At 54.9% G+C, this 18485-nt stretch carries 20 protein-coding genes; 15 read left to right on the top strand and 5 right to left on the bottom strand.

Translation table 11 applies throughout. The features are described 5' to 3' along the window. The first annotated feature begins 101 nt into the window (after positions 1-101). Complete coding sequence (locus tag AVO44_RS04625) at positions 102-1442, top strand: serine hydrolase domain-containing protein (RefSeq protein ID WP_068333263.1); 1341 nt, start codon at positions 102-104, stop codon at positions 1440-1442. 43 nt (positions 1443-1485) lie between these two features. On the opposite strand, the gene AVO44_RS04630 is transcribed toward AVO44_RS04625, so the two are convergent. Next, positions 1486-2145 (bottom strand): TetR/AcrR family transcriptional regulator, encoded by a 660-nt coding sequence (locus AVO44_RS04630; protein WP_068333266.1) that lies wholly within the window; start codon positions 2143-2145, stop codon positions 1486-1488. 68 nt (positions 2146-2213) lie between these two features. On the opposite strand from AVO44_RS04630, the gene AVO44_RS04635 reads away from it, so the two are divergent. The 5 genes from AVO44_RS04635 to AVO44_RS04655 all read left to right on the top strand — a co-directional run bounded on the left by AVO44_RS04635 (position 2214) and on the right by AVO44_RS04655 (position 6649). Continuing rightward, positions 2214-3569, top strand: a complete 1356-nt coding sequence (locus AVO44_RS04635) for a flavin-containing monooxygenase (RefSeq protein WP_068333269.1) — start codon at positions 2214-2216, stop codon at positions 3567-3569. Beyond that, entirely contained in the window at positions 3566-4468 is a 903-nt protein-coding gene (locus AVO44_RS04640) for a bile acid:sodium symporter family protein (RefSeq protein ID WP_068333272.1), read from the top strand. Before AVO44_RS04635 ends, AVO44_RS04640 begins: the two co-directional genes overlap by 4 nt. Then, positions 4465-5403: an SDR family oxidoreductase gene (locus AVO44_RS04645; RefSeq protein ID WP_068333275.1), complete on the top strand. Its 939-nt coding sequence runs from the start codon at positions 4465-4467 to the stop codon at positions 5401-5403. Before AVO44_RS04640 ends, AVO44_RS04645 begins: the two co-directional genes overlap by 4 nt. After that, on the top strand, positions 5400-6170 hold the full coding sequence (locus AVO44_RS04650) for an SDR family NAD(P)-dependent oxidoreductase (protein WP_068333278.1): 771 nt from the start codon (positions 5400-5402) through the stop codon (positions 6168-6170). Before AVO44_RS04645 ends, AVO44_RS04650 begins: the two co-directional genes overlap by 4 nt. Before the next feature lie 185 nt (positions 6171-6355). Beyond that, positions 6356-6649 (top strand): hypothetical protein, encoded by a 294-nt coding sequence (locus AVO44_RS04655; protein ID WP_068333281.1) that lies wholly within the window; start codon positions 6356-6358, stop codon positions 6647-6649. A gap of 76 nt (positions 6650-6725) precedes the next feature. Here AVO44_RS04655 and AVO44_RS04660 read toward each other — a convergent pair whose 3' ends face one another. After that, positions 6726-7925 (bottom strand): ROK family transcriptional regulator, encoded by a 1200-nt coding sequence (locus tag AVO44_RS04660; protein WP_068333283.1) that lies wholly within the window; start codon positions 7923-7925, stop codon positions 6726-6728. Positions 7926-8112: 187 nt separating this feature from the next. Between AVO44_RS04660 and AVO44_RS04665 the strand changes: the two genes are divergently transcribed. The 4 genes from AVO44_RS04665 to AVO44_RS04680 all read left to right on the top strand — a co-directional run bounded on the left by AVO44_RS04665 (position 8113) and on the right by AVO44_RS04680 (position 11790). Next, positions 8113-9132, top strand: a complete 1020-nt coding sequence (locus AVO44_RS04665; protein WP_205626523.1) for a sugar ABC transporter substrate-binding protein — start codon at positions 8113-8115, stop codon at positions 9130-9132. 113 nt (positions 9133-9245) lie between these two features. Next, the gene (locus AVO44_RS04670; RefSeq protein ID WP_068333289.1) at positions 9246-10316 is read left to right on the top strand and encodes an ABC transporter permease; all 1071 of its coding nucleotides are present in this window, start codon (positions 9246-9248) and stop codon (positions 10314-10316) included. Beyond that, entirely contained in the window at positions 10316-11098 is a 783-nt protein-coding gene (locus AVO44_RS04675) for an ATP-binding cassette domain-containing protein (protein WP_233421922.1), read from the top strand. The genes AVO44_RS04670 and AVO44_RS04675 overlap by 1 nt, the downstream gene beginning before the upstream one ends. Then, complete coding sequence (locus AVO44_RS04680; protein WP_068333295.1) at positions 11095-11790, top strand: nucleoside/nucleotide kinase family protein; 696 nt, start codon at positions 11095-11097, stop codon at positions 11788-11790. Before AVO44_RS04675 ends, AVO44_RS04680 begins: the two co-directional genes overlap by 4 nt. A 6-nt stretch (positions 11791-11796) precedes the next feature. Here the strand turns inward: AVO44_RS04680 and AVO44_RS04685 are convergent, their stop codons facing one another. Genes AVO44_RS04685 through AVO44_RS04695 form a run of 3 tightly spaced genes read right to left on the bottom strand, consistent with a single transcriptional unit; the run spans position 11797 to position 13849 of the window. Further along, on the bottom strand, positions 11797-12594 hold the full coding sequence (locus AVO44_RS04685; RefSeq protein ID WP_068333298.1) for an iron chelate uptake ABC transporter family permease subunit: 798 nt from the start codon (positions 12592-12594) through the stop codon (positions 11797-11799). Beyond that, positions 12594-13334, bottom strand: a complete 741-nt coding sequence (locus tag AVO44_RS04690) for a metal ABC transporter ATP-binding protein (protein WP_068333301.1) — start codon at positions 13332-13334, stop codon at positions 12594-12596. Before AVO44_RS04690 ends, AVO44_RS04685 begins: the two co-directional genes overlap by 1 nt. Before the next feature lie 2 nt (positions 13335-13336). Continuing rightward, complete coding sequence (locus AVO44_RS04695) at positions 13337-13849, bottom strand: Fur family transcriptional regulator (RefSeq protein ID WP_068333304.1); 513 nt, start codon at positions 13847-13849, stop codon at positions 13337-13339. Positions 13850-13905: 56 nt separating this feature from the next. Between AVO44_RS04695 and AVO44_RS04700 the strand changes: the two genes are divergently transcribed. The 5 genes from AVO44_RS04700 to AVO44_RS04720 all read left to right on the top strand — a co-directional run bounded on the left by AVO44_RS04700 (position 13906) and on the right by AVO44_RS04720 (position 18454). Continuing rightward, positions 13906-15051 carry a zinc ABC transporter substrate-binding protein gene (locus AVO44_RS04700; protein WP_068333307.1) on the top strand — a complete coding sequence of 382 codons (1146 nt, stop codon included), beginning with the start codon at positions 13906-13908 and terminating at the stop codon, positions 15049-15051. Positions 15052-15236: 185 nt separating this feature from the next. Further along, positions 15237-16358 (top strand): CobW family GTP-binding protein, encoded by a 1122-nt coding sequence (locus AVO44_RS04705; protein ID WP_233421923.1) that lies wholly within the window; start codon positions 15237-15239, stop codon positions 16356-16358. Further along, positions 16351-17565 (top strand): GTP-binding protein, encoded by a 1215-nt coding sequence (locus tag AVO44_RS04710; protein WP_068333310.1) that lies wholly within the window; start codon positions 16351-16353, stop codon positions 17563-17565. The genes AVO44_RS04705 and AVO44_RS04710 overlap by 8 nt, the downstream gene beginning before the upstream one ends. Then, positions 17562-18197 carry a DUF1826 domain-containing protein gene (locus AVO44_RS04715; protein WP_068333313.1) on the top strand — a complete coding sequence of 212 codons (636 nt, stop codon included), beginning with the start codon at positions 17562-17564 and terminating at the stop codon, positions 18195-18197. The genes AVO44_RS04710 and AVO44_RS04715 overlap by 4 nt, the downstream gene beginning before the upstream one ends. Continuing rightward, the gene (locus tag AVO44_RS04720; RefSeq protein ID WP_068333316.1) at positions 18197-18454 is read left to right on the top strand and encodes a DUF6525 family protein; all 258 of its coding nucleotides are present in this window, start codon (positions 18197-18199) and stop codon (positions 18452-18454) included. The genes AVO44_RS04715 and AVO44_RS04720 overlap by 1 nt, the downstream gene beginning before the upstream one ends. Positions 18455-18485: the final 31 nt, after the last annotated feature.

Genomic DNA, 18485 nt, shown 5'->3' on the forward strand with positions numbered 1-18485 from the left:
AAGCTACGTAACGGAACGGTGGTATGCCAACGGTTCCTGTATTTTAGATAGTCTCAAAGTTAAAGCCGGGGCTGGGCCGGTGCGATCGGCCGGGGGACGTTATGTTTGGAAAAGCGATAGGGATTTTCAGTGGCGGTTTTGTGGGTATCGCCGTGGTTTTGGCGGGCTACCTGCTGCTTTTTCCGCCGGATCTTTTGCGGGTTGGAACGAACTATTCGGCAAAGATTGTTTGTTCCAACGTATTCATCGCCGGACGCGAACCGGATGAGGTGCTATCCGTTGACGTTCAGGCACCGGGGCACCCCTTGCTGAAACAGATTTCTATCGACGTTGACCGTGAGGCGCAAATCGTTGAAGCACGGTTATTCAAGATCTTTGCACCTGCCATTTCGCAATACCGCGAAGGTCTTGGGTGCACGAACGTGCATTCAGCCGGGCTAAGCAATCAAACGCTGGCCGCCTCACCTGATTTGCCAGACGGGATTTGGCCCCTGGGCAATGATGTCGAACTGTTCGAAAACCCACGGATTGCCGAAGCACTTTCAGATGAAGCCCTTTTAGGAGAAGGCTACCGCGCGATTGTCGTTGTGCGAAACGGCCGGATTGTCGGGGAACGCTATGCACAGGGCTTTGATGAGACGACACCTTTGCTTGGATGGTCGATGACAAAAACAGTGACCGCCAGTTTGATCGGGACGCTGGTTCAGTCGGGTGAAATGAGCCTGGGCGAAAGCCTGGTCGAAAGCTTTCCGGATTGGGCACAAGACGGGCGCGGCGACATCACCGTCGCAGATATGTTGGCGATGTCGAGCGGGCTGGAGTGGAACGAAGACTATGGCGATGTCTCGGACGTTACGAGGATGCTCTACTTAAAAGACGATCAGGCGGGTTTTGCGTCGGAGCGTCCGGCGGAAAGCGAAACCGGACGTGTTTTCAACTATTCGTCTGGCACATCAACAATTCTGTCGCGTGTCTGGCAGGACAAGTTGAACGATGGCGGTTTGAGCTATCCAAAAGAGGCGCTATTCGAGCCTTTGGGCATGACATCGGTTGTGTTGGAGACGGACGCCACCGATATCTTCGTTGGCTCAAGCTATATGTATGCTGCCGCACGGGATTGGGCGCGTTTCGGTCAGTTTTTATTGCAGCAGGGCGTTTGGCAGGGTCAGCAAATCTTGCCCAAAGGTTTTACGAACTGGATGTTTGAACCTGTGGCCGAGTCAGACGGAAAGTACGGCAAGGGGCATCTTTGGATCGAAGCTCCCGGTGATCTGCCACCATTTGAGGACGCTGTCTGGCTACAAGGTCATGACGGACAATCAATCGGGATTTTCCCCTCGTACGACATGGTGGTTGTCAGGCTTGGATTGACGCCGTCGAAGCTAGGCTACTCTCCGCTCCCGTTGGCGAAGGAACTGATCGCGGCGTTTGAAAGCCAATAGTCGCGGCGTTTGCCCGAGCGTTGAGTGATTTTAAACACTCGGGCTAAGTTAAACTGCTTACGACCCCAGCCTCGCAAAAGCGTAAAAGGTTTTGGATCAAGCCATCAGCGTCGGGCTGGTTATCGGACCCACCAAGCACCGAAATCCGCCAGTCCGACGTACACAGCGCCAGCATCGAAGACACGGCGAAGACCAACGCCCCGGCAACCCGTACCGGATCAGCCTCTGGGTGCTTCTCACACAGTTTTTGCACAACCAGCGTGGCGACGGGGTCGAAATGCGCCGCGGCCAATGAACGACAACGCGTGTCAGCCGAGATGATTGCCACGATACGCGCATAGGCCAGCCATTGGGGGTCTTTGCCAAAAGCGCGCGTTACGAGCGGCAGCATGAAAGCGGACAAGAGATCACCAACGCTCCACTCGCCCTGCGCTTCCAAAAGCCTGATTGCGTCAATACGTTCCTGCGCCAACACCGAAGCGCGTCGCGCAACGATGCGTTCGAACAATTCCTCTTTTGGCCCGCCGTGAAAATTCACGTTGGCCTTCTGAACCCTTGCCCGTTCGGCGATGTCCCGGATTGAGGCGCCGTCGAATCCCCGCTCGGCAAAAACCTGTTCTGCGGCGTCAAGGATTCGCTCTCGCGCAGCGATGGATCGCTGCGACGGTGCTCTTTTTCGTTCTGTTACAGCATGTTGAGCCATTTCAACAACTAGATTGCCTTATTTCGAACGTTCGTTCAAGATAAACAGTGCCGCAGGAGGAGAGACGTATGGAGCAGGGGCAGGTAGGAGCGGGCCAACCGATCACGGTGAAGGCCCGCCCACAAGAGTGTTTTGCACTGATAGGTGCCGGGCCTATGGGTCTGGCCATGGCAAAAACACTGATCGAACAGGGCGTGCCATTTCAAGGGTTTGAATTGGCGGATGATGTGGGGGGGCTGTGGAACATCGACGCGCCGCGGTCCACGATGTACGAGACCGCCCATCTCATTTCCTCGAAGCGGATGACCGAGTTTGCAGACTTCCCGATGCGGGACGAGACGGCGGAATATCCCTCACACCGAGAAATGAAGTCATACTTTCAAGACTTTGCCAACGCGTTCGACTTGTATCGGCATTTTCTCTTTGGTGCCGAAGTTCTGAACACCAAGCCGCTACAAGACGGTGGCTGGGAGATAACCTGGCGCGACAAGACAGGTGCGCAGCACACCCAAACATTTGCAGGACTTCTGATCGCAAACGGCACCTTGTCAGAGCCGAACATGCCAGCGTTCGAAGGCCAATTTTCAGGTGAGCTTATCCACGCGTCGGAATATCGGTATCCGACCCAGTTCACAGGCAAGCGTGTGCTTGTCATCGGTGCGGGAAATTCCGGGTGTGACATCGCCGTGGATGCAATCCATCACGGGGTGTCGTGCGACCTGTCTATGCGACGGGGCTATTACTTCGTGCCAAAATATGTGTTTGGTGTTCCCGCCGACACGATGGGCGGGAAAATCCGCCTGCCGATGTGGCTGAAACGAAAGATCGACGGGCTAATCCTCAAATGGTTCGTAGGCGATCCGCAGAAATACGGTTTTCCGAAACCGGACTATGCGCTCTATGAGTCGCACCCTGTGGTCAATTCGCTGATCCTGTTTCATGCCGGGCACGGAGACCTGCAAGTACGCCCGGACGTTGCGCGACTAGACGGGAACACTGTTCACTTCCAAGATGGCAGCTTGGCCGACTATGACATGATCCTAGCCGCCACAGGATACAAGCTGCACTACCCTTTCATTGACAAAGAGCTGCTGAATTGGAAGGGCGACGCACCGCATCTTTACCTCAACTGCATGCACCCTGACCGAGATGATCTGTTTGTGCTTGGCATGATCGAGGCTACGGGTCTGGGGTGGCAGGGCCGCCATGAACAGGCCGAAATGGTCGCCCGATACATAGCCGGATTACGTACTGGCAATGCGGCGGCCAATTCAATCCGTGACGCTAAGTCGAAAGGCTACAAGAGAGCGACTGGCGGCATGCACTACATCGATCTTCCCCGCATGGCGTATTACGTCGACAAGGCGACGTACAGGAAGCAAGTCACTGACCAGATCGCTGCTTTGAAGGCAGCCAAAGGATGAGCGGGATTGATGAAGTCGCGCTGAACTTCGACGCCGGAAACCTCAGAGTGTTAAATGCCATCCTTGCAATCGTCATGTTTTCGATTGCCTTGGATCTGCGCATTGACGATTTCCGGCGTGTCTTGCGCGGGCCCAAACCTTTAATCGTTGGGCTTTTGTCCCAATTTCTGGTTCTTCCTGCGCTGACGTTTGCAATGATTGTTGCGCTCAAGCCCATACCCTCGGTTGCGATGGGCCTTATTCTCGTAGCAGCATGCCCTGGTGGGAACATTTCAAACTTCATGACGCACCGCGCAAAGGGCAACGTCGCCCTGTCAGTTTCGATGACAGCTTGTGCCACGGTTGCCGCCATTATCGTCACACCGGCAAATATTGCCTTTTGGGGCAATCTTTACGGCCCCACGCGGGACATCCTTCGGCGAACAGAAATCGACCCGGTCGCAGTGGCGATTACGGTCGGGTTCATGCTGATCTTGCCGCTGATTGTAGGAATGGTCGTAAATGCACGCTACACGCCTTTTGCTGATCGCATTCGCAGACCTATGCAATGGCTTTCGATGGGCATATTCGTCGCGTTCATCGTGCTCGCGCTGGCTGCGAATTGGGGCAACTTTCTTCAGTTTGCCGGGGCCATTATCGGATTGGTCGTTCTTCACAACGCGCTCGCATTTCTTGGCGGGTACGTGACCGCAACTCTGGCCGGTCTGCCCGATCGGGATCGCCGGTCCGTCACAATGGAAACGGGGATACAAAACTCGGGCCTTGGGCTGATCCTGATCTTTGCCTTCTTCGGCGGGTTGGGCCGAATGGCCGTCGCGGCGGCGTTATGGGGCATCTGGCACGCCATTTCGGGCATTGCGCTGGCAAGTTTCTTTGCACGTCGGGAAATACAAGAATGACCAGAATACTGATCACAGGCGCAGCCGGAGCCGTGGGAACGGCGCTTCTTCAACTTTTGGGCCAGCGCACCGACCTTGAGGTGATCGCAACAGATATCCGCGAACCTTCAAATCTGCCGTCAAACACGCGCTTTGCGAAACTGGACGTGACCAGCGACGACCCACAGAGCGTGATCTTGGCAGAGCGCCCCGATACAGTCGTGCATCTGGCTTCGATCGTAACACCCGGCCCCATCTCAACGCGGGATTTGGAGTATCTAGTTGACGTAGAGGGTACGCGCAATGTCCTTGGCGCTGCGATTGCAGGCGGAGTACAGCGATTTGTCGTAACGTCGTCTGGCGCGGCATATGGCTATCACCCCGATAATCCGGTTCCTTTGTCCGAGACCGACGCCCTGCGGGGCAATAAGGAGTTTGCCTATTCATGGCACAAGCGATTGGTCGAGGAGATGTTGGCAGAGGCCAGGGAAACCGCCCCGGACTTGGAACAAGTTGTTCTACGCGTGGGCACAGTGCTTGGTGAGAAGATCGAGAACCAGATCACGGCCCTGTTCCACAAACCAAGACTGCTTGGCCTGATGGGTTCAGACAGCCCTTTTGTGTTCATCTGGGATCAAGACCTTGCACAGATACTGGTTCGCGCTGCTATTGACGGACCGGCAGGTATTTACAACGTCTCAGGTGACGGCGCGCTGACTGTATCACAGATCGCAGCTGCGATGGGCAAACGCGTTCGATGGCTGCCGCCTGGATTGGTCAAAATTGCCCTGAAGCTCGCCCGACCCTTGGGTCTGACGCGATACGGCCCAGAACAGGTGCGCTTTTTGCTGTATCGGCCAGTGCTGGACAACACCGCCCTTAAATCCCGCTTCGGCTATCACCCCAAGCTTTCAAGCTCCGAGGCATTCCAACGTTGGTGGGAGCACGCACAATGAAAAAGACAGCAGTCATAACCGGGGGTGCTGGCGGATTGGGGCAGGCGCTATCGGCCGCGCTGTGTGAGCAAGGATGGCACACTGTGCTGATCGACCTCGCCGGGCCCGAGCTCGATAAGTTGGCCAACGGGAAAAATACCAGCGTTTATGCCTGCGATCTGACCCAGCCGGATCAATGTGCTGCGACATGCGAGGACATAGTACGCAACAGACCATCTATTGATCTGGTCATTTACAATGCCGGTGTTTCACATATTTCGGCCTTCGCTGACAGTGACATGAAAACGCATCGTGACCTGTTCGAAATCAATTACTTTGCGGCAGTAGAATGCGCAAAACACTTTCTACTTCCGATCCGGTTGTCGAAAGGCACGCATTTGGCAGTGTCTTCTGTCGCTGGGTTTGCCCCTTTGCTCCATCGAACGGCCTATGCTGCCAGCAAACACGCGCTTGAGGGGTTTTTCAAATCCCTCCGGGCAGAGGAAATGGCCCACGGTGTTCATGTGACCATTGCAGCCCCTTCTTTTGTTGCGACCAATATTGGTCGGCCTCAAGCGGCTGAAAAAGGCTTTGTTCGACCGGGATCCGCGACCGACGGCGTTGACTATATGGAACCAAAGGATGCGGCACGCATTATTCTTGACGGCATTCGAAAGCAACGAGACTTCATACCTGTTGGGCGCATCGCCACGCTGTCCAGTGTAATGAACCGCATAGCGCCTAAATTTTACTTTCGGCAGATGATGCGCACAATTGGAAAGGATTGATCCGCAAGATATCCCACCCATCAAAGCTTGTCTGTCCGCGCCGAACTGAGTTTCGGCACAACGGGCATATGTATGCTGTTGTTCGATCCACAGGTCTGGATTATCGCAGCTTTTCCAAAAATTTGTCTAATTTGTTGCACAGCTTATGTGTAGTAGTACAAGCAAGTAGTGTGATTGGGTAAAGAATGAAAACACTTGAATGCAATTACCAAAGAAAAGTTGACCTGCCGGATCTGAAGGCCGCCCTTTCAGAAGGCTGTTGTGATCACTGTGGGGTAACCGCTGTGGAATTGGCGCAACAAGGAGAAATTCTTGAAATCTGCGGGCAGGAATACTGCTTTGATTATGAAACTGGCGAGGCCACTGAAACTCCGGTTGCGTTATGTCCCGCCTGCCATGCGGCCAACCACCTTGACGCGAATCAGCGACACAATCCTTGCCACATTTCTGCGCGACGCAGTCGGGAAAATCTCGAATAAGCGAATAAGTTTTTCGCGCTGAAACCCTGAGGTACAAGCAGCGTTACTCCGGTTCCGCAGCGTCATGACGTGCGACTTACATTCGGCATAGCCCGGCATTGGTGTTCAGCAGAAACTGTCTGAAAATGGGACTGCTCGCTGCGCCGATACCGCGCGCGTTTTGCCCAACTGCACCCGCCTCAACGACCGGAGGGATCAATCCGCGCTTGTCCTGATTGGCAAGATAGCGGCGCACGCGCGCGACCAGTTCCTCGCGCACCTCAGACGGGAATGCGCCGTCTATAAATATGGCCTCAAAATCGATGACGGCGCAAATTGACAAGGCAGCCTTGGCAAGCTCCTGCGCCGTTGTGCCAATCCACGGTTCGACATAGCGGGAAATGCTGCTCCAATCCTGCGGTTTTCGCCACAGAATACCCCGGTCAACGCCTGCCTCGATCAACCTGTCTTCCAGTAGGAATAAAGAGGCGACATCAATCAGTTGCTGGCTTTCGCCCAAAGGACCCGTGGTGCGCATTGCACCCAAGGCTCCAGCGTTACCTTGGTTGCCTTCGAAAACAGTGCCGTTCAATGCGACACCTCCGCCAATCATCGAACCGATGAAAAAATAAAAATAGTCACGGTACTCTGCCCCTCGCCCATAGAGATGTTCAGCGTGACATGCCGCCGTGGCATCGTTGACCACAAAAACCGGAAGGTCACTGAACTTGGCGACCTCGGTGAAGAAATTCACATTCTTCCAGGATCTGAATTTCTCTGCCGCAAGGCCCGAAAGATCGTGCCATTTCCAAAGTTCAAAAGGTGTTCCGATTCCGATGCCGCAAACACGATCGCGCAGCTTTTGCGATTCAGGGGCCAGAAGTGTGTCCAGCCCTGATTTCAGGAATCCAAAAACGGCTTCTGGCAGAGGATAGTCATAGGTTGTGGAAAGCTGCCGACGTGGCTTGCCCGTGAAATCGATCAAAAGAAGATCAGCACTGCGCCGGCCGATCTTCATTCCGACCGAAAGGATACCTTCGGGGTTCAGCTCCATAGGAACCGATGGTTTGCCAACCCTACCGCGCAGTGGCGTCCCGCGCTTGAGAATCTCATCTTTTTCGAGCTTGCGAAAAATGATTGAAACGGTCTGAGGAGAAAGTCCTGTCAACCGTGCCACATCCGCCCCGGCTGCAGGCCCATGGCGTTGTAAAACAGTCAAAATCAAGCGCTCATTGTGGTCGCGAACCCCACTTTGACTGACACCGCCAGTCAGCATTTTCAGCGCTTCTTTCTCCATTGGGTTAAACATAAACACCTCTTTTCGCTATGAAAAGATACTCGATTGAATTAATAAATAAACTTTATTTATTTATTGACAGCGGTGGTAGAATCGATTTTTGTTCAAACAAGTGTCTGCATTGTAAGATGCAGGTGGGTCCGGTCCGCAATCAGGGCTGGGCAGAAATTAAAACCGGGAGGAAATGATGAAACATCTACTGAAGATTGGCGCGTCCGCTGTTGCGCTGACCATGGCTGCTGCATCCGCGCAAGCCGCCGGCGAAACTGTCTGCCTGATCACGAAGACGGACACCAACCCATTCTTCGTAAAAATGAAGGAAGGCGCCACGGCTAAAGCCGAAGAACTTGGAATGACGCTGAAGGCCTTTGCCGGAAAAATTGACGGCGATCATGAAACACAGGTTCAAGCCATTGAAACCTGCATCCTTGATGGCGCAAAAGGAATTCTGCTGACGGCATCTGACACAAGTTCGATCGTTCCAGCTGTTCAACAGGCGAGGGATGCAGGCCTTTTGGTTATCGCTTTGGATACCCCGCTCAGCCCGATTGATGCGGCTGACGCAACCTTCGCGACAGACAATTACAAAGCCGGCCTGCTGATCGGACAATGGGCCAAGGCGAAAATGGGTGATGCTGCCGCCGACGCAAAGATTGCGACGCTTGATCTGAATGTCAGCCAGCCAACTGTGGACGTTCTGCGTAATCAAGGCTTTCTGGACGGCTTCGGCGTTGACTTGGCTGACCCCAATGTCATCGGTGATGAAACCGATGAGCGTCTCGTTGGCAGCGATGTGACCGACGGCAACGAAGAAGGCGGGCGGCGCGCCATGGAGAACCTTCTTGCCAAGGATCCAACGATCAACGTCGTGCACACGATCAATGAGCCGGCTGCGGCGGGTGCCTACGAAGCATTGAAGTCTATCGGACGGGAAAATGACGTTCTGATCGTCTCGGTCGATGGCGGTTGCCCTGGGGTGCAGAATGTACAGGCGGGTGTAATCGGTGCGACCAGCCAGCAGTACCCACTGTTGATGGCATCGCTTGGTGTTGAAGCGGTCAAGAAATGGGCCGACGAAGGCGTAAAACCCGAAAATACGCCGGGCAAAGACTTCTATGACACCGGCGTTGCACTGATCACGGATCAGCCCGTTGATGGTGTGGACTCGATTTCGGTCGAGAAAGGTCTGGAGCTCTGCTGGGGCTAAGGCCGCAACAAAAGGTGGGGCGCGGGTGCGCCTCACCAATCGTTTCACCAAAAACCAAAAACTTCCTGTAAACTAACTTCGTGACTGCAAGTTTGGCCGCGAAAGGGAGAGATATGTCTGACGCAAACCAAGGCGCCGAGGAATTTGAATCTGCCGCTCGTCCAACAGAAACTGTTGCAGAATTTGAGAACCATCGGAGCGGTATTTTAGGGAAGTTTCAGCATCTTCTCCACGTCAATCCATCGTTTGTTCCGCTCATCGTCCTTGTGGGGGCGATTGTGATTTTCGGCCTGCTCCTTGGCTCGAAGTTCTTTTCACCCTTCGCAATGACATTGATCCTTCAACAGGTTCAAATCGTTGGCATCGTAGCCGCAGCGCAAAGTCTGGTTATCCTGACAGCCGGAATTGACCTGAGTGTCGGCGCGATCATGGTTTTTTCTTCTGTCATAATGGGGCAGTTCACCTTCCGCTATGGTATCCCGGTACCGATAGCCGTTATGTGCGGTCTTGCTGTTGGTACGCTGATCGGGGCGGTCAACGGTTGGCTCGTCAGCCGCGTGAAGCTTCCCCCATTCATCGTAACGCTTGGGATGTGGCAAATCGTTCTGGCAACGAATTTCCTGTATTCCGCGAATGAAACAATTCGTAGTCAGGACATCGAGACCAACGCTCCGTTCCTGCAGTTTTTCGGCACCAAATTCAGCGTCGGCGGCGCGACCTTTACAGTGGGCGTGATTTTCATGCTCGTTTTGATCTTTGTCTTGGCCTATGCGCTCAAACATACAGCTTGGGGGCGACATGTTTACGCGGTCGGCGACGACCCCGAGGCTGCGGAACTGTCCGGTGTAAACGTGCACGGAACACTTATGTCTGTGTATATGCTGTCCGGTTTAATCTGCGCCTTCGCAGGCTGGGCCTTGATCGGGCGCATCGGATCCGTATCGCCAACATCCGGCCAGTTGGCAAATATTGAAAGTATCACTGCTGTAGTTATAGGTGGCATATCCCTGTTCGGCGGCCGTGGTTCCATTTTAGGAACACTGTTCGGAGCGCTGATCGTTGGCGTGTTTACTCTTGGGCTCAGACTGCTGGGGGCGGATGCGCAGTGGACCTACCTGCTGATCGGGCTTCTTATCATCGCAGCCGTGGCAGTGGACCAATGGATCAGAAAGGTTTCGGGCTAATGTCAGACACAACACCAATCGTCCAGGGCCGTGGCATCGTCAAGCGATACGGGCATGTCACCGCCATCGACCATTCCGATTTCGAGCTGCGCCAGGGTGAAATCCTTGCGGTCATCGGGGACAATGGCGCAGGCAAATCTTCAATCGTCAAGGCGATTTGCGGTGCAACAATCCCGGATGAGGGCGAGATTCTGATCGAAGGGAAAAAGGTCAACTTCACCTCTCCGATTGACGCCAGAAACATGGGGATCGAGATCGTTTATCAGCAGCTGGCAATGTCCCCTGCCCTTTCGATTGCGGATAATATGTTCATGGGGCGGGAAATCCGCAAAAAGGGCTTGATGGGCAAATACCTGCGTCAGCTTGATCGGCCCGCCATGGAGCAATTCGCAAGGGAAAAGCTGACCGAGCTTGGCTTGATGACAGTACAATCAATAAATCAGGCAGTTGAAACGCTGTCGGGCGGTCAGCGCCAGGGCGTTGCGGTAGCACGCGCTGCAGCCTTTGCCACGAAGTTCATCATCATGGACGAACCGACGGCTGCTTTGGGCGTCAAGGAAAGCCGAAAAGTTCTTGAGCTTATTCAAGATGTACGCGCACGCGGAATTCCGATCATTCTGATCAGCCACAACATGCCGCATGTGTTCGAAGTTGCCGACCGCATTCATGTGCATCGATTGGGGAAACGGCTGTGTACCATCGACCCGAAGGACTACACGATGTCTGATGCAGTTGCGTTCATGACCGGCGCCAAAGAGCCTCCGAAAGAGGACGCGGCGTGATCGAACAAGACGTAGAACGCGTTTGTAACTTGATAAACACGCGCACGCAGGTTGGGGGCCGGACGATTGTAGCAATTGCTGGCCCGCCTGCCTCGGGCAAGTCGACCTTGGCTAAGGCCGTTGTGGAAGCCCTAAATTTTCAACAACAGTCAGCAACCCCTTGCGCCACCTTGGTGCCGATGGACGGCTATCATCTGGACAACACTGTGCTTGAAGCGCGGGGCCTGTTGGCGAAAAAGGGCGCTCCGGAAACGTTTGATGCGTTTGGATTTTGCAACGCGGTCAAAAACCTTCATGTAGCGCGGCACGAAAGTTTTTTTCCCAAGTTCGACCGACAGAGAGATTTGGCGATTGCCAATGCAATTCCGGTTCACCCTGACACACCCGTCGTCGTTGCAGAAGGCAACTACCTTTTGATGCAAAGCGATCCATGGTCGACTTTGGCCGATATGTTTGCCGTTACGGTTTTTGTTAACCCAACGTTGGATGAGCTGAAAACCCGGCTGCAACAAAGGTGGATAAATCACGGGCTTGATCCGGCAGCTGCGCTTCAACGTGCGCTTGGGAATGACCTGCCCAACGCTGAACGTGTTTTGAAGAACAGCCGAACTGCCGATCTTACGCTCAACCAGAGTTACACAGACATTGGCGCAAGCAACACGTTGCCAGCCCACACACCCAAGCGCACGTGAGCAGGGTTAAAGCTTGTGCTTTGTCTGCCATCCCACAAGGCTGAAACACGCGAACAATATCGCCGCAACACAGACAATCGACGGACCTGCTGGCGTGTCGAATACGTAAGCGGCCCGTAACCCGGCTACGGCGGAAAACGCGCCGATTGCAGCAGCGATCAAGGCCATCGACTCGGGCGATCGTGCTAAGCTGCGGGCAGCAGCCGCCGGAATGATCAGCAGGGCCGCAATCAACAGGACGCCCACGACCTTGATCGCCACTGCGACGGTAACAGCCAGAGACAACGTCAGGATCAATTGCTCGCGCTTGGGGTCGTAGCCGCTGGCATAGGCCAGTTCTTCATTCAACGTCGCTGTCAAAAGCTGCGACCATCGCCATATGATCAGGGCCACGACCAGCGCGGCGCCACCCCAGATCACAAGCAGATCAGAACGCGAGACTGCCAGGATGTCGCCAAAAAGATATGCCATCAAATCAATACGAATACCAGACAGAAGTGAAACGGCCACAAGGCCGAAGGCAAGCGCAGAATGCGCCATAACGCCCAGCAATGTGTCCATGGCGTAGCCGCGCCCAGACAACAGCGTGACCGTCATCGCCATAAGAAGTGCAACTGCCAGCGCTCCGGTAAAGACCGACATCTGGAATGTCAGTGACAGCGCAACACCCAGAATTGCCGCATGTGCTGTTGCATCGCCAAAATAGGCCATCCGGCGCCAAACGACGAAACATCCAAGGGGCGCTGCGGCAAATGCAACGCCAATGCCAGCAAGCGTGGCGCGTGTCATAAAATCATCAAGCATTATTCAGCAGCTTCCCGCGAGTCTTTACTGTGATCATGTTCATGATCGTGTTCATGGCGATAAAGGGCCAGCGCACCACCGGTGCCCGTACCGAATAAAGCCCTGTATTCCGGGGCCGAGGCCACGACTGCCGGTGACCCCTCGCAACACACGTGGCCGTTGAGGCAAATAACCCTGTCCGATGCGCTCATGACCACATGCAGTTCATGACTGATCATCAAAATGGCACAGCCGGTTTTACGCCTGACATCTTCGATCTGATGATAAAAGGCTGCGGACCCCGGTTGATCGAGGCCCTGTGTCGCTTCGTCTAACAGCAAGATGTCGGGCCGGTTGATCAATGCGCGTGCCAACAGCACACGTTGGAATTGTCCCCCGGACAATTGTGACATCTGCCGCGTTAACAGGTCCGGCACACCAGCCGTTTTCAGCGCCTCAACGCAGTTCTTTCGCGAAACGCGATTGGTAAGGCGCATGAACCGTTCAACAGATATCGGCAGCGTCGGGTCGATATGCAGCTTTTGCGGAACATAGCCGATTTTCAGTCCCGGTTTCAGCGTCACCTGTCCAGCAGAGGGTTTGGTCGCTCCGATTATGGCCCGCAGCAGGCTGGTCTTTCCCGAACCGTTGGGGCCTACAATCGTGACGATCTCACCGGCCTCGATCACCATGTCGACATGGCGCAAGACAGTGTTTGCGCCATAAGACACGCTAAGGTTTTCAACAGTAATGAGGGTCATTTCTACGCCTTTTCGGTGCAGTCCGGGCAGATTCCCTCGGCTTCTACTACCGTTCTCTCAATCTCGAAACCCACTGCGCGCGCAGCGGCCCCCAGAATACCCTTTGCCGGAGCAGACTTGGCTTCGGCCACGGCGTCACACTTTCGGCAAATCATAAAGGCCGGGGAATGTTCAGCGCCCGGGTGTGAGCATGCAACGAATGCGTTCAATCGCTCAATCTTGTGGACGAACCCATTCTGAACAAGAAAATCAAGCGCACGATAAGCAACCGGTGGCTGCGATCCAAATCCTGCATCGCGCAACCGGTCAAGAATGGCGTAGGCGCCAAGTGCCCTATGTTCCTGAAGCAGCATTTCAAGAACCTTGCGCCGGACGGGCGTCAGGCGGAGACCATCCTGTTTGCACTGAGCTTCCGCCGCCCCCAGGGCGGTCTGGACGCAAGTGTCATGGTCATGTTTGTGGAACCCGACCGGGGCCGTTGCGTCGACCGGAATGGGGTGCGTCTCACTTGTCATGTTATTCCATATCATGTATGCCGCTCGTAACGTTATAAAATCACACAGAGGGTCTGATGTCCAGAAAGCTTCTCCCACTATCGATCACCGCTGTATTACTAGGTGGAACGGCTATGGCGGATGTGCCGAACGTAGCGGTCGACATCGCGCCTGTTCACTCGCTTGTGGCGCGGGTGATGGAAGGTGTCGGTACACCAGACTTGATCGTCCCGCCGGGTGCTTCCCCGCATGAACACAACCTTCGCCCGTCAGAAGCTGCTGCGCTGCAAGAGGCTGATTTGGTATTCTGGATCGGCGAGGACCTGACCCCGTGGCTGGAAGGTGCGGTGGAAACGCTCAGCGAAGGCGCGACTGTCACGACCCTGCTTGAAGCCGACGGTACGGTTCTTTTGGACTTCCGGGAAAACGCCCTGTTCGAAGCACACGATCACGGAGATCAAGATGATCACGGACATGACGACGACCATGGAGACGCGCATGCAGACGAGGCGGCGCATTCACATGACGACGAACACGGCCACGATGATCACGATCATGACGAGCATGCTGAAGCAAAAGGGCATGACGACCATGGGCATGATGAGGAACATGCTCATGACGATGAGCATGCCGACGATGCGCACGAAGAACACGCCGGACATGACGATCACGAAGACCATGCCGATCATGGCCACGAGGGTCATGCGCATGGCGAACATGACCCCCATGCTTGGTTGTCGCCAGCAAATGCAGAGACTTGGCTGAACGTAATTGCGGCACAGCTATCGGCCGCCGACCCGGACAACGCTGGCACCTATTTTGCCAATGCCGCTGCTGCGCGCGAAGAAATGGTCGCACTCTCTGCCGAAGTGGCACAGACACTCGAACCCGTCCGTGGCGGCAGCTTTATAGTGTTCCACGACGCGTATCAGTATTTTGAGAATGCGTTTGATTTCCCGGCCTCGGGTGCAATTTCAGTGAGTGATGCGACGAACCCAAGCCCGGCCCGCATTGCAGAGATTCAGGCGCGCATCAAGGACGAAGGCGTCAATTGCGTAATGGCCGAACCGCAGTTCGACCCCGGGATCGTTGCCACTGTGCTGGATGGTACCGAGGCAAACACAGGTGTCATAGACCCTCTTGGGTCTGATCTGGAACCCGGAGCGGCCCTGTACCACCAAATGATCCGGAACCTGGCCAAGACATTGGCTGAGTGTCTGTAGGCTAAAAACTACCCGGTCGAAACGCAGTTTTCGGCCGGGTTTTGCACAGCGAGAAATTATATTTCTGCATTTTCTATTTACTGGCTCAACTTTAAAAGAACTCAGTCAGTACCGAGGCCGGTTTCAGGACAGGTTGTCTTTCCTTGAAATGTTATGATATTACATTATCAACTAAGGAGAGAGCAGTGATTTCCCAAGCAGCAACTGGCGTCGAACCCACCAAAGACCGGCGTATCCCCGTCACAGTTCTGACAGGCTTTCTTGGTGCCGGGAAAACAACATTGCTGAATACTGTGCTGGCGGAAAGCTCTGCTGGCAAAATCGCGGTTATCGTCAATGAATTCGGTGAGGCAGGGCTGGATCACGAACTGATCGCATCCGTTGAGGACAAAGTCATTTTGATGCAGTCGGGGTGTCTTTGTTGTTCAATTCGCGGAGATTTGGCCGGGACAATTTCTGATCTGGTCGAACGCCGTGATGACGGGCTTGTCCAGTTTGATCGGATCGTCATCGAAACCACCGGGCTTGCTGACCCCGCCCCGATTTTGCAGACGCTTTTGATCGACCCGGAACTGGCGCGTACAACCCGTATGGATGGGCTGGTCACGATTGTCGATGCGGCCAACGGATCCGAGACCCTGGACGCGCAGTTTGAGGCGGTCTCGCAAGTTGCCATGGCTGACCTGATCCTTCTCAGCAAAACGGATCTGGTTTCTGACGCTGCAGCCGTGGCCTTTTCGAAACGGCTGAGCGGCCTGAACCCCACAGCGCGGATTGAACGGCCGGTCGCTGGGCGGTTCAACCCCAAGAAACTCTGGGGCTTAAGCGGCCTTCGCAAAGGTGTGGCACAGCAAGACGCAATCGCGTGGACCACGAAGGTTGCCACTCCAAACACCGACCCGCTGGCCAACCTCTCTGGATTGTCCAAGCCAAAGCCAGCACCTTTTGCGCCGACGCCTCACGATGCACGTATCAGTTCCGCGTCAATCGTCCTGGAGGACCCAATCAAGGATTCAGTTTTTGACCTTTGGCTGGACACCCTGATCGCCCTGAAAGGACCGGACATTCTGCGCGTTAAAGGCATTGTCTTTCTTGAGGGCATTGACGTGCCGTTCGTCTTTCACGGCGTGCAGCACATTTTTGACCCGCCCGTTCCACTAAAAAACTGGACCGGAGATGACCGTCGATCACGCATTGTCGTCATCGCCCGTGACCTCAGCCGACCCGATTTGCAACGCAGCCTCGACATGCTGCGCGCGCATCAACCTTCCAACGCCAAGAAAGAAGAGTTTCTGAGCGATGTCTGATAATCGTCTTCCCGTCACCGTATTGTCCGGCTTTCTTGGGGCCGGCAAAACCACTCTGCTGAACCGTGTGCTGAATAATCGTGAAGGACGACGTGTCGCAGTTATCGTCAACGATATGTCCGAAGTGAATATCGATGCCGATCTGGTACGTGCTGAAACCGAGTTGAGCCGCACCGATGAAACGCTGGTCGAAATGTCGAACGGCTGCATCTGCTGCACCTTGCGTGACGACCTACTGGATGAAGTGCGGCGGCTGGCGGCAGAAGGACGGTTCGACTATCTTCTGATCGAGTCCACTGGCATATCCGAGCCATTGCCCGTCGCGGCGACCTTCGATTTTCGCGACGAAGCAGGTGAAAGCCTTTCGGACGTTGCCCGTCTCGACACGATGGTTACGGTTGTGGATGCCGTAAACCTGCTTAACGATTTCTCAAGTCACGACTTCCTCCATGACCGTGGCGAAACCATGGGAGAAGAGGACGAACGCACGCTTGTCCACCTGCTGACGGATCAGATCGAATTTGCGGACGTGGTTGTTCTTAACAAAGTCGACGACGCAGGACCCGAGCGCACGGATGCGGCGCGCAAAATCATACGCAGCCTGAATGCGGACGCGAAGATTATTGAAACAAACCACTCAGAAGTCGCCAGCGACGACATTCTTGACACCGGTTTGTTCGATTTTGAAGAAGCTCATAAGCATCCCATGTGGGTGAAAGAGCTTTACGGCTTTGCCGATCATGTTCCGGAAACCGAGGAATACGGCGTTGCATCATATGTCTATCGGGCACGTCAGCCGTTTGAGCCAGAAAAAATCCTGGCGGTGCTTAACGGCGAATTGCCTGGCGTGATCCGTGCAAAGGGGCATTTCTGGATTGCAACACGCCCTGAATGGGTGGCCGAGTTCTCTCTGGCCGGTGCCTTGTCCAGTGTTCAACCGATTGGTACGTGGTGGGCGTCCGTCCCGGATACCCGGTGGCCGGACCACCCCTCGGTGCTGGATTACATCAAACAGCATTGGATCGAACCATGGGGCGACCGGCGGCAAGAGATTGTTTTTATCGGCGCTGGGATTGACTGGCCAACGTTGAAATCGCGGCTAGACGCCTGCTTTTTGTCAGAAGATGCAGCGCCCGGGCCAAACTCTCTTCCAACCGATCTACCCGATCCATTCCCGGTATGGCGAAAGGTGGAGGATGCCGCGTGAGCATTATCCGCACTGAAATAAAGAGCGCCGCCGCGGGTGTCGGCGTCACCGACACTCCGGACGGCTTGGCAAAGATCAAGAGGCCGGAGTGCGCCGCCACAATCTGGCGACGGCAGCTGTCTCCAGAGTTTCAGACATGGATTGACGGGCTTGATCCCATGCACCTGCCCAAGGGGCGGCTTGTTTTGCGACCCACCGCAGTCCGCGATGCAGTCGGGCATCTCTGCGATATCGCTGGTATGGACGACACGGTCCAACGCAGATGGCTGGAACACGATATCGCTGATCTGGCCACGCGCTTTGCCGACTTCATGCGGGTACCTTATCTGCGTGTTCGGCTGGATGTAATCAGTACGAACGCTTGCCGAAAATTCCACATCGACGCCATTCACGCGCGCCTTATCTGCACCTACCGGGGTACCGGCACGCAATATGGTGTTCCAACCGACGGTGAAGACCCAGAACGCGTATTCACTGTCGCGACCGGAGCTCCGATGGTCATGCGCGGCACGCTCTGGCCGCAGAACCCGCCATTGGGTCTGCGACATCGCTCGCCCCCAATCGCCGGTACGGGTGAAACGCGGCTTGTTCTGGTGCTTGATCCAATTTTTGATCTTGATGAGGCCGACTGATGGGCCGAAACCTTGGTCAGACAAAGCTACGTAAACGACGTCGCCGCGAAAACCCCATGCGCGAATTCGATCGTCTTCCACCGATCTTGCGGTCTTGGGTTTCGCAGGCGGCCTTACCCTGGAGGCCACGTTCCGTTCTGCGGGCCTACAACACTGCTTTGGCCAAGACAGGCGATCAAAGTTGTGCGTTGGAAGAGTTACGGCGGCTTGAAGCCGTTCAACTGGCGAAGGACACGCAGATAGAAACTGCTGTTTGACAGCGCCTTTCGGCTCTGGGATGTCTTGGAG

It is taken from the genome of Ruegeria profundi, assembly GCF_001507545.1.
Classification (GTDB): Bacteria; Pseudomonadota; Alphaproteobacteria; order Rhodobacterales; family Rhodobacteraceae; genus Ruegeria; species Ruegeria profundi.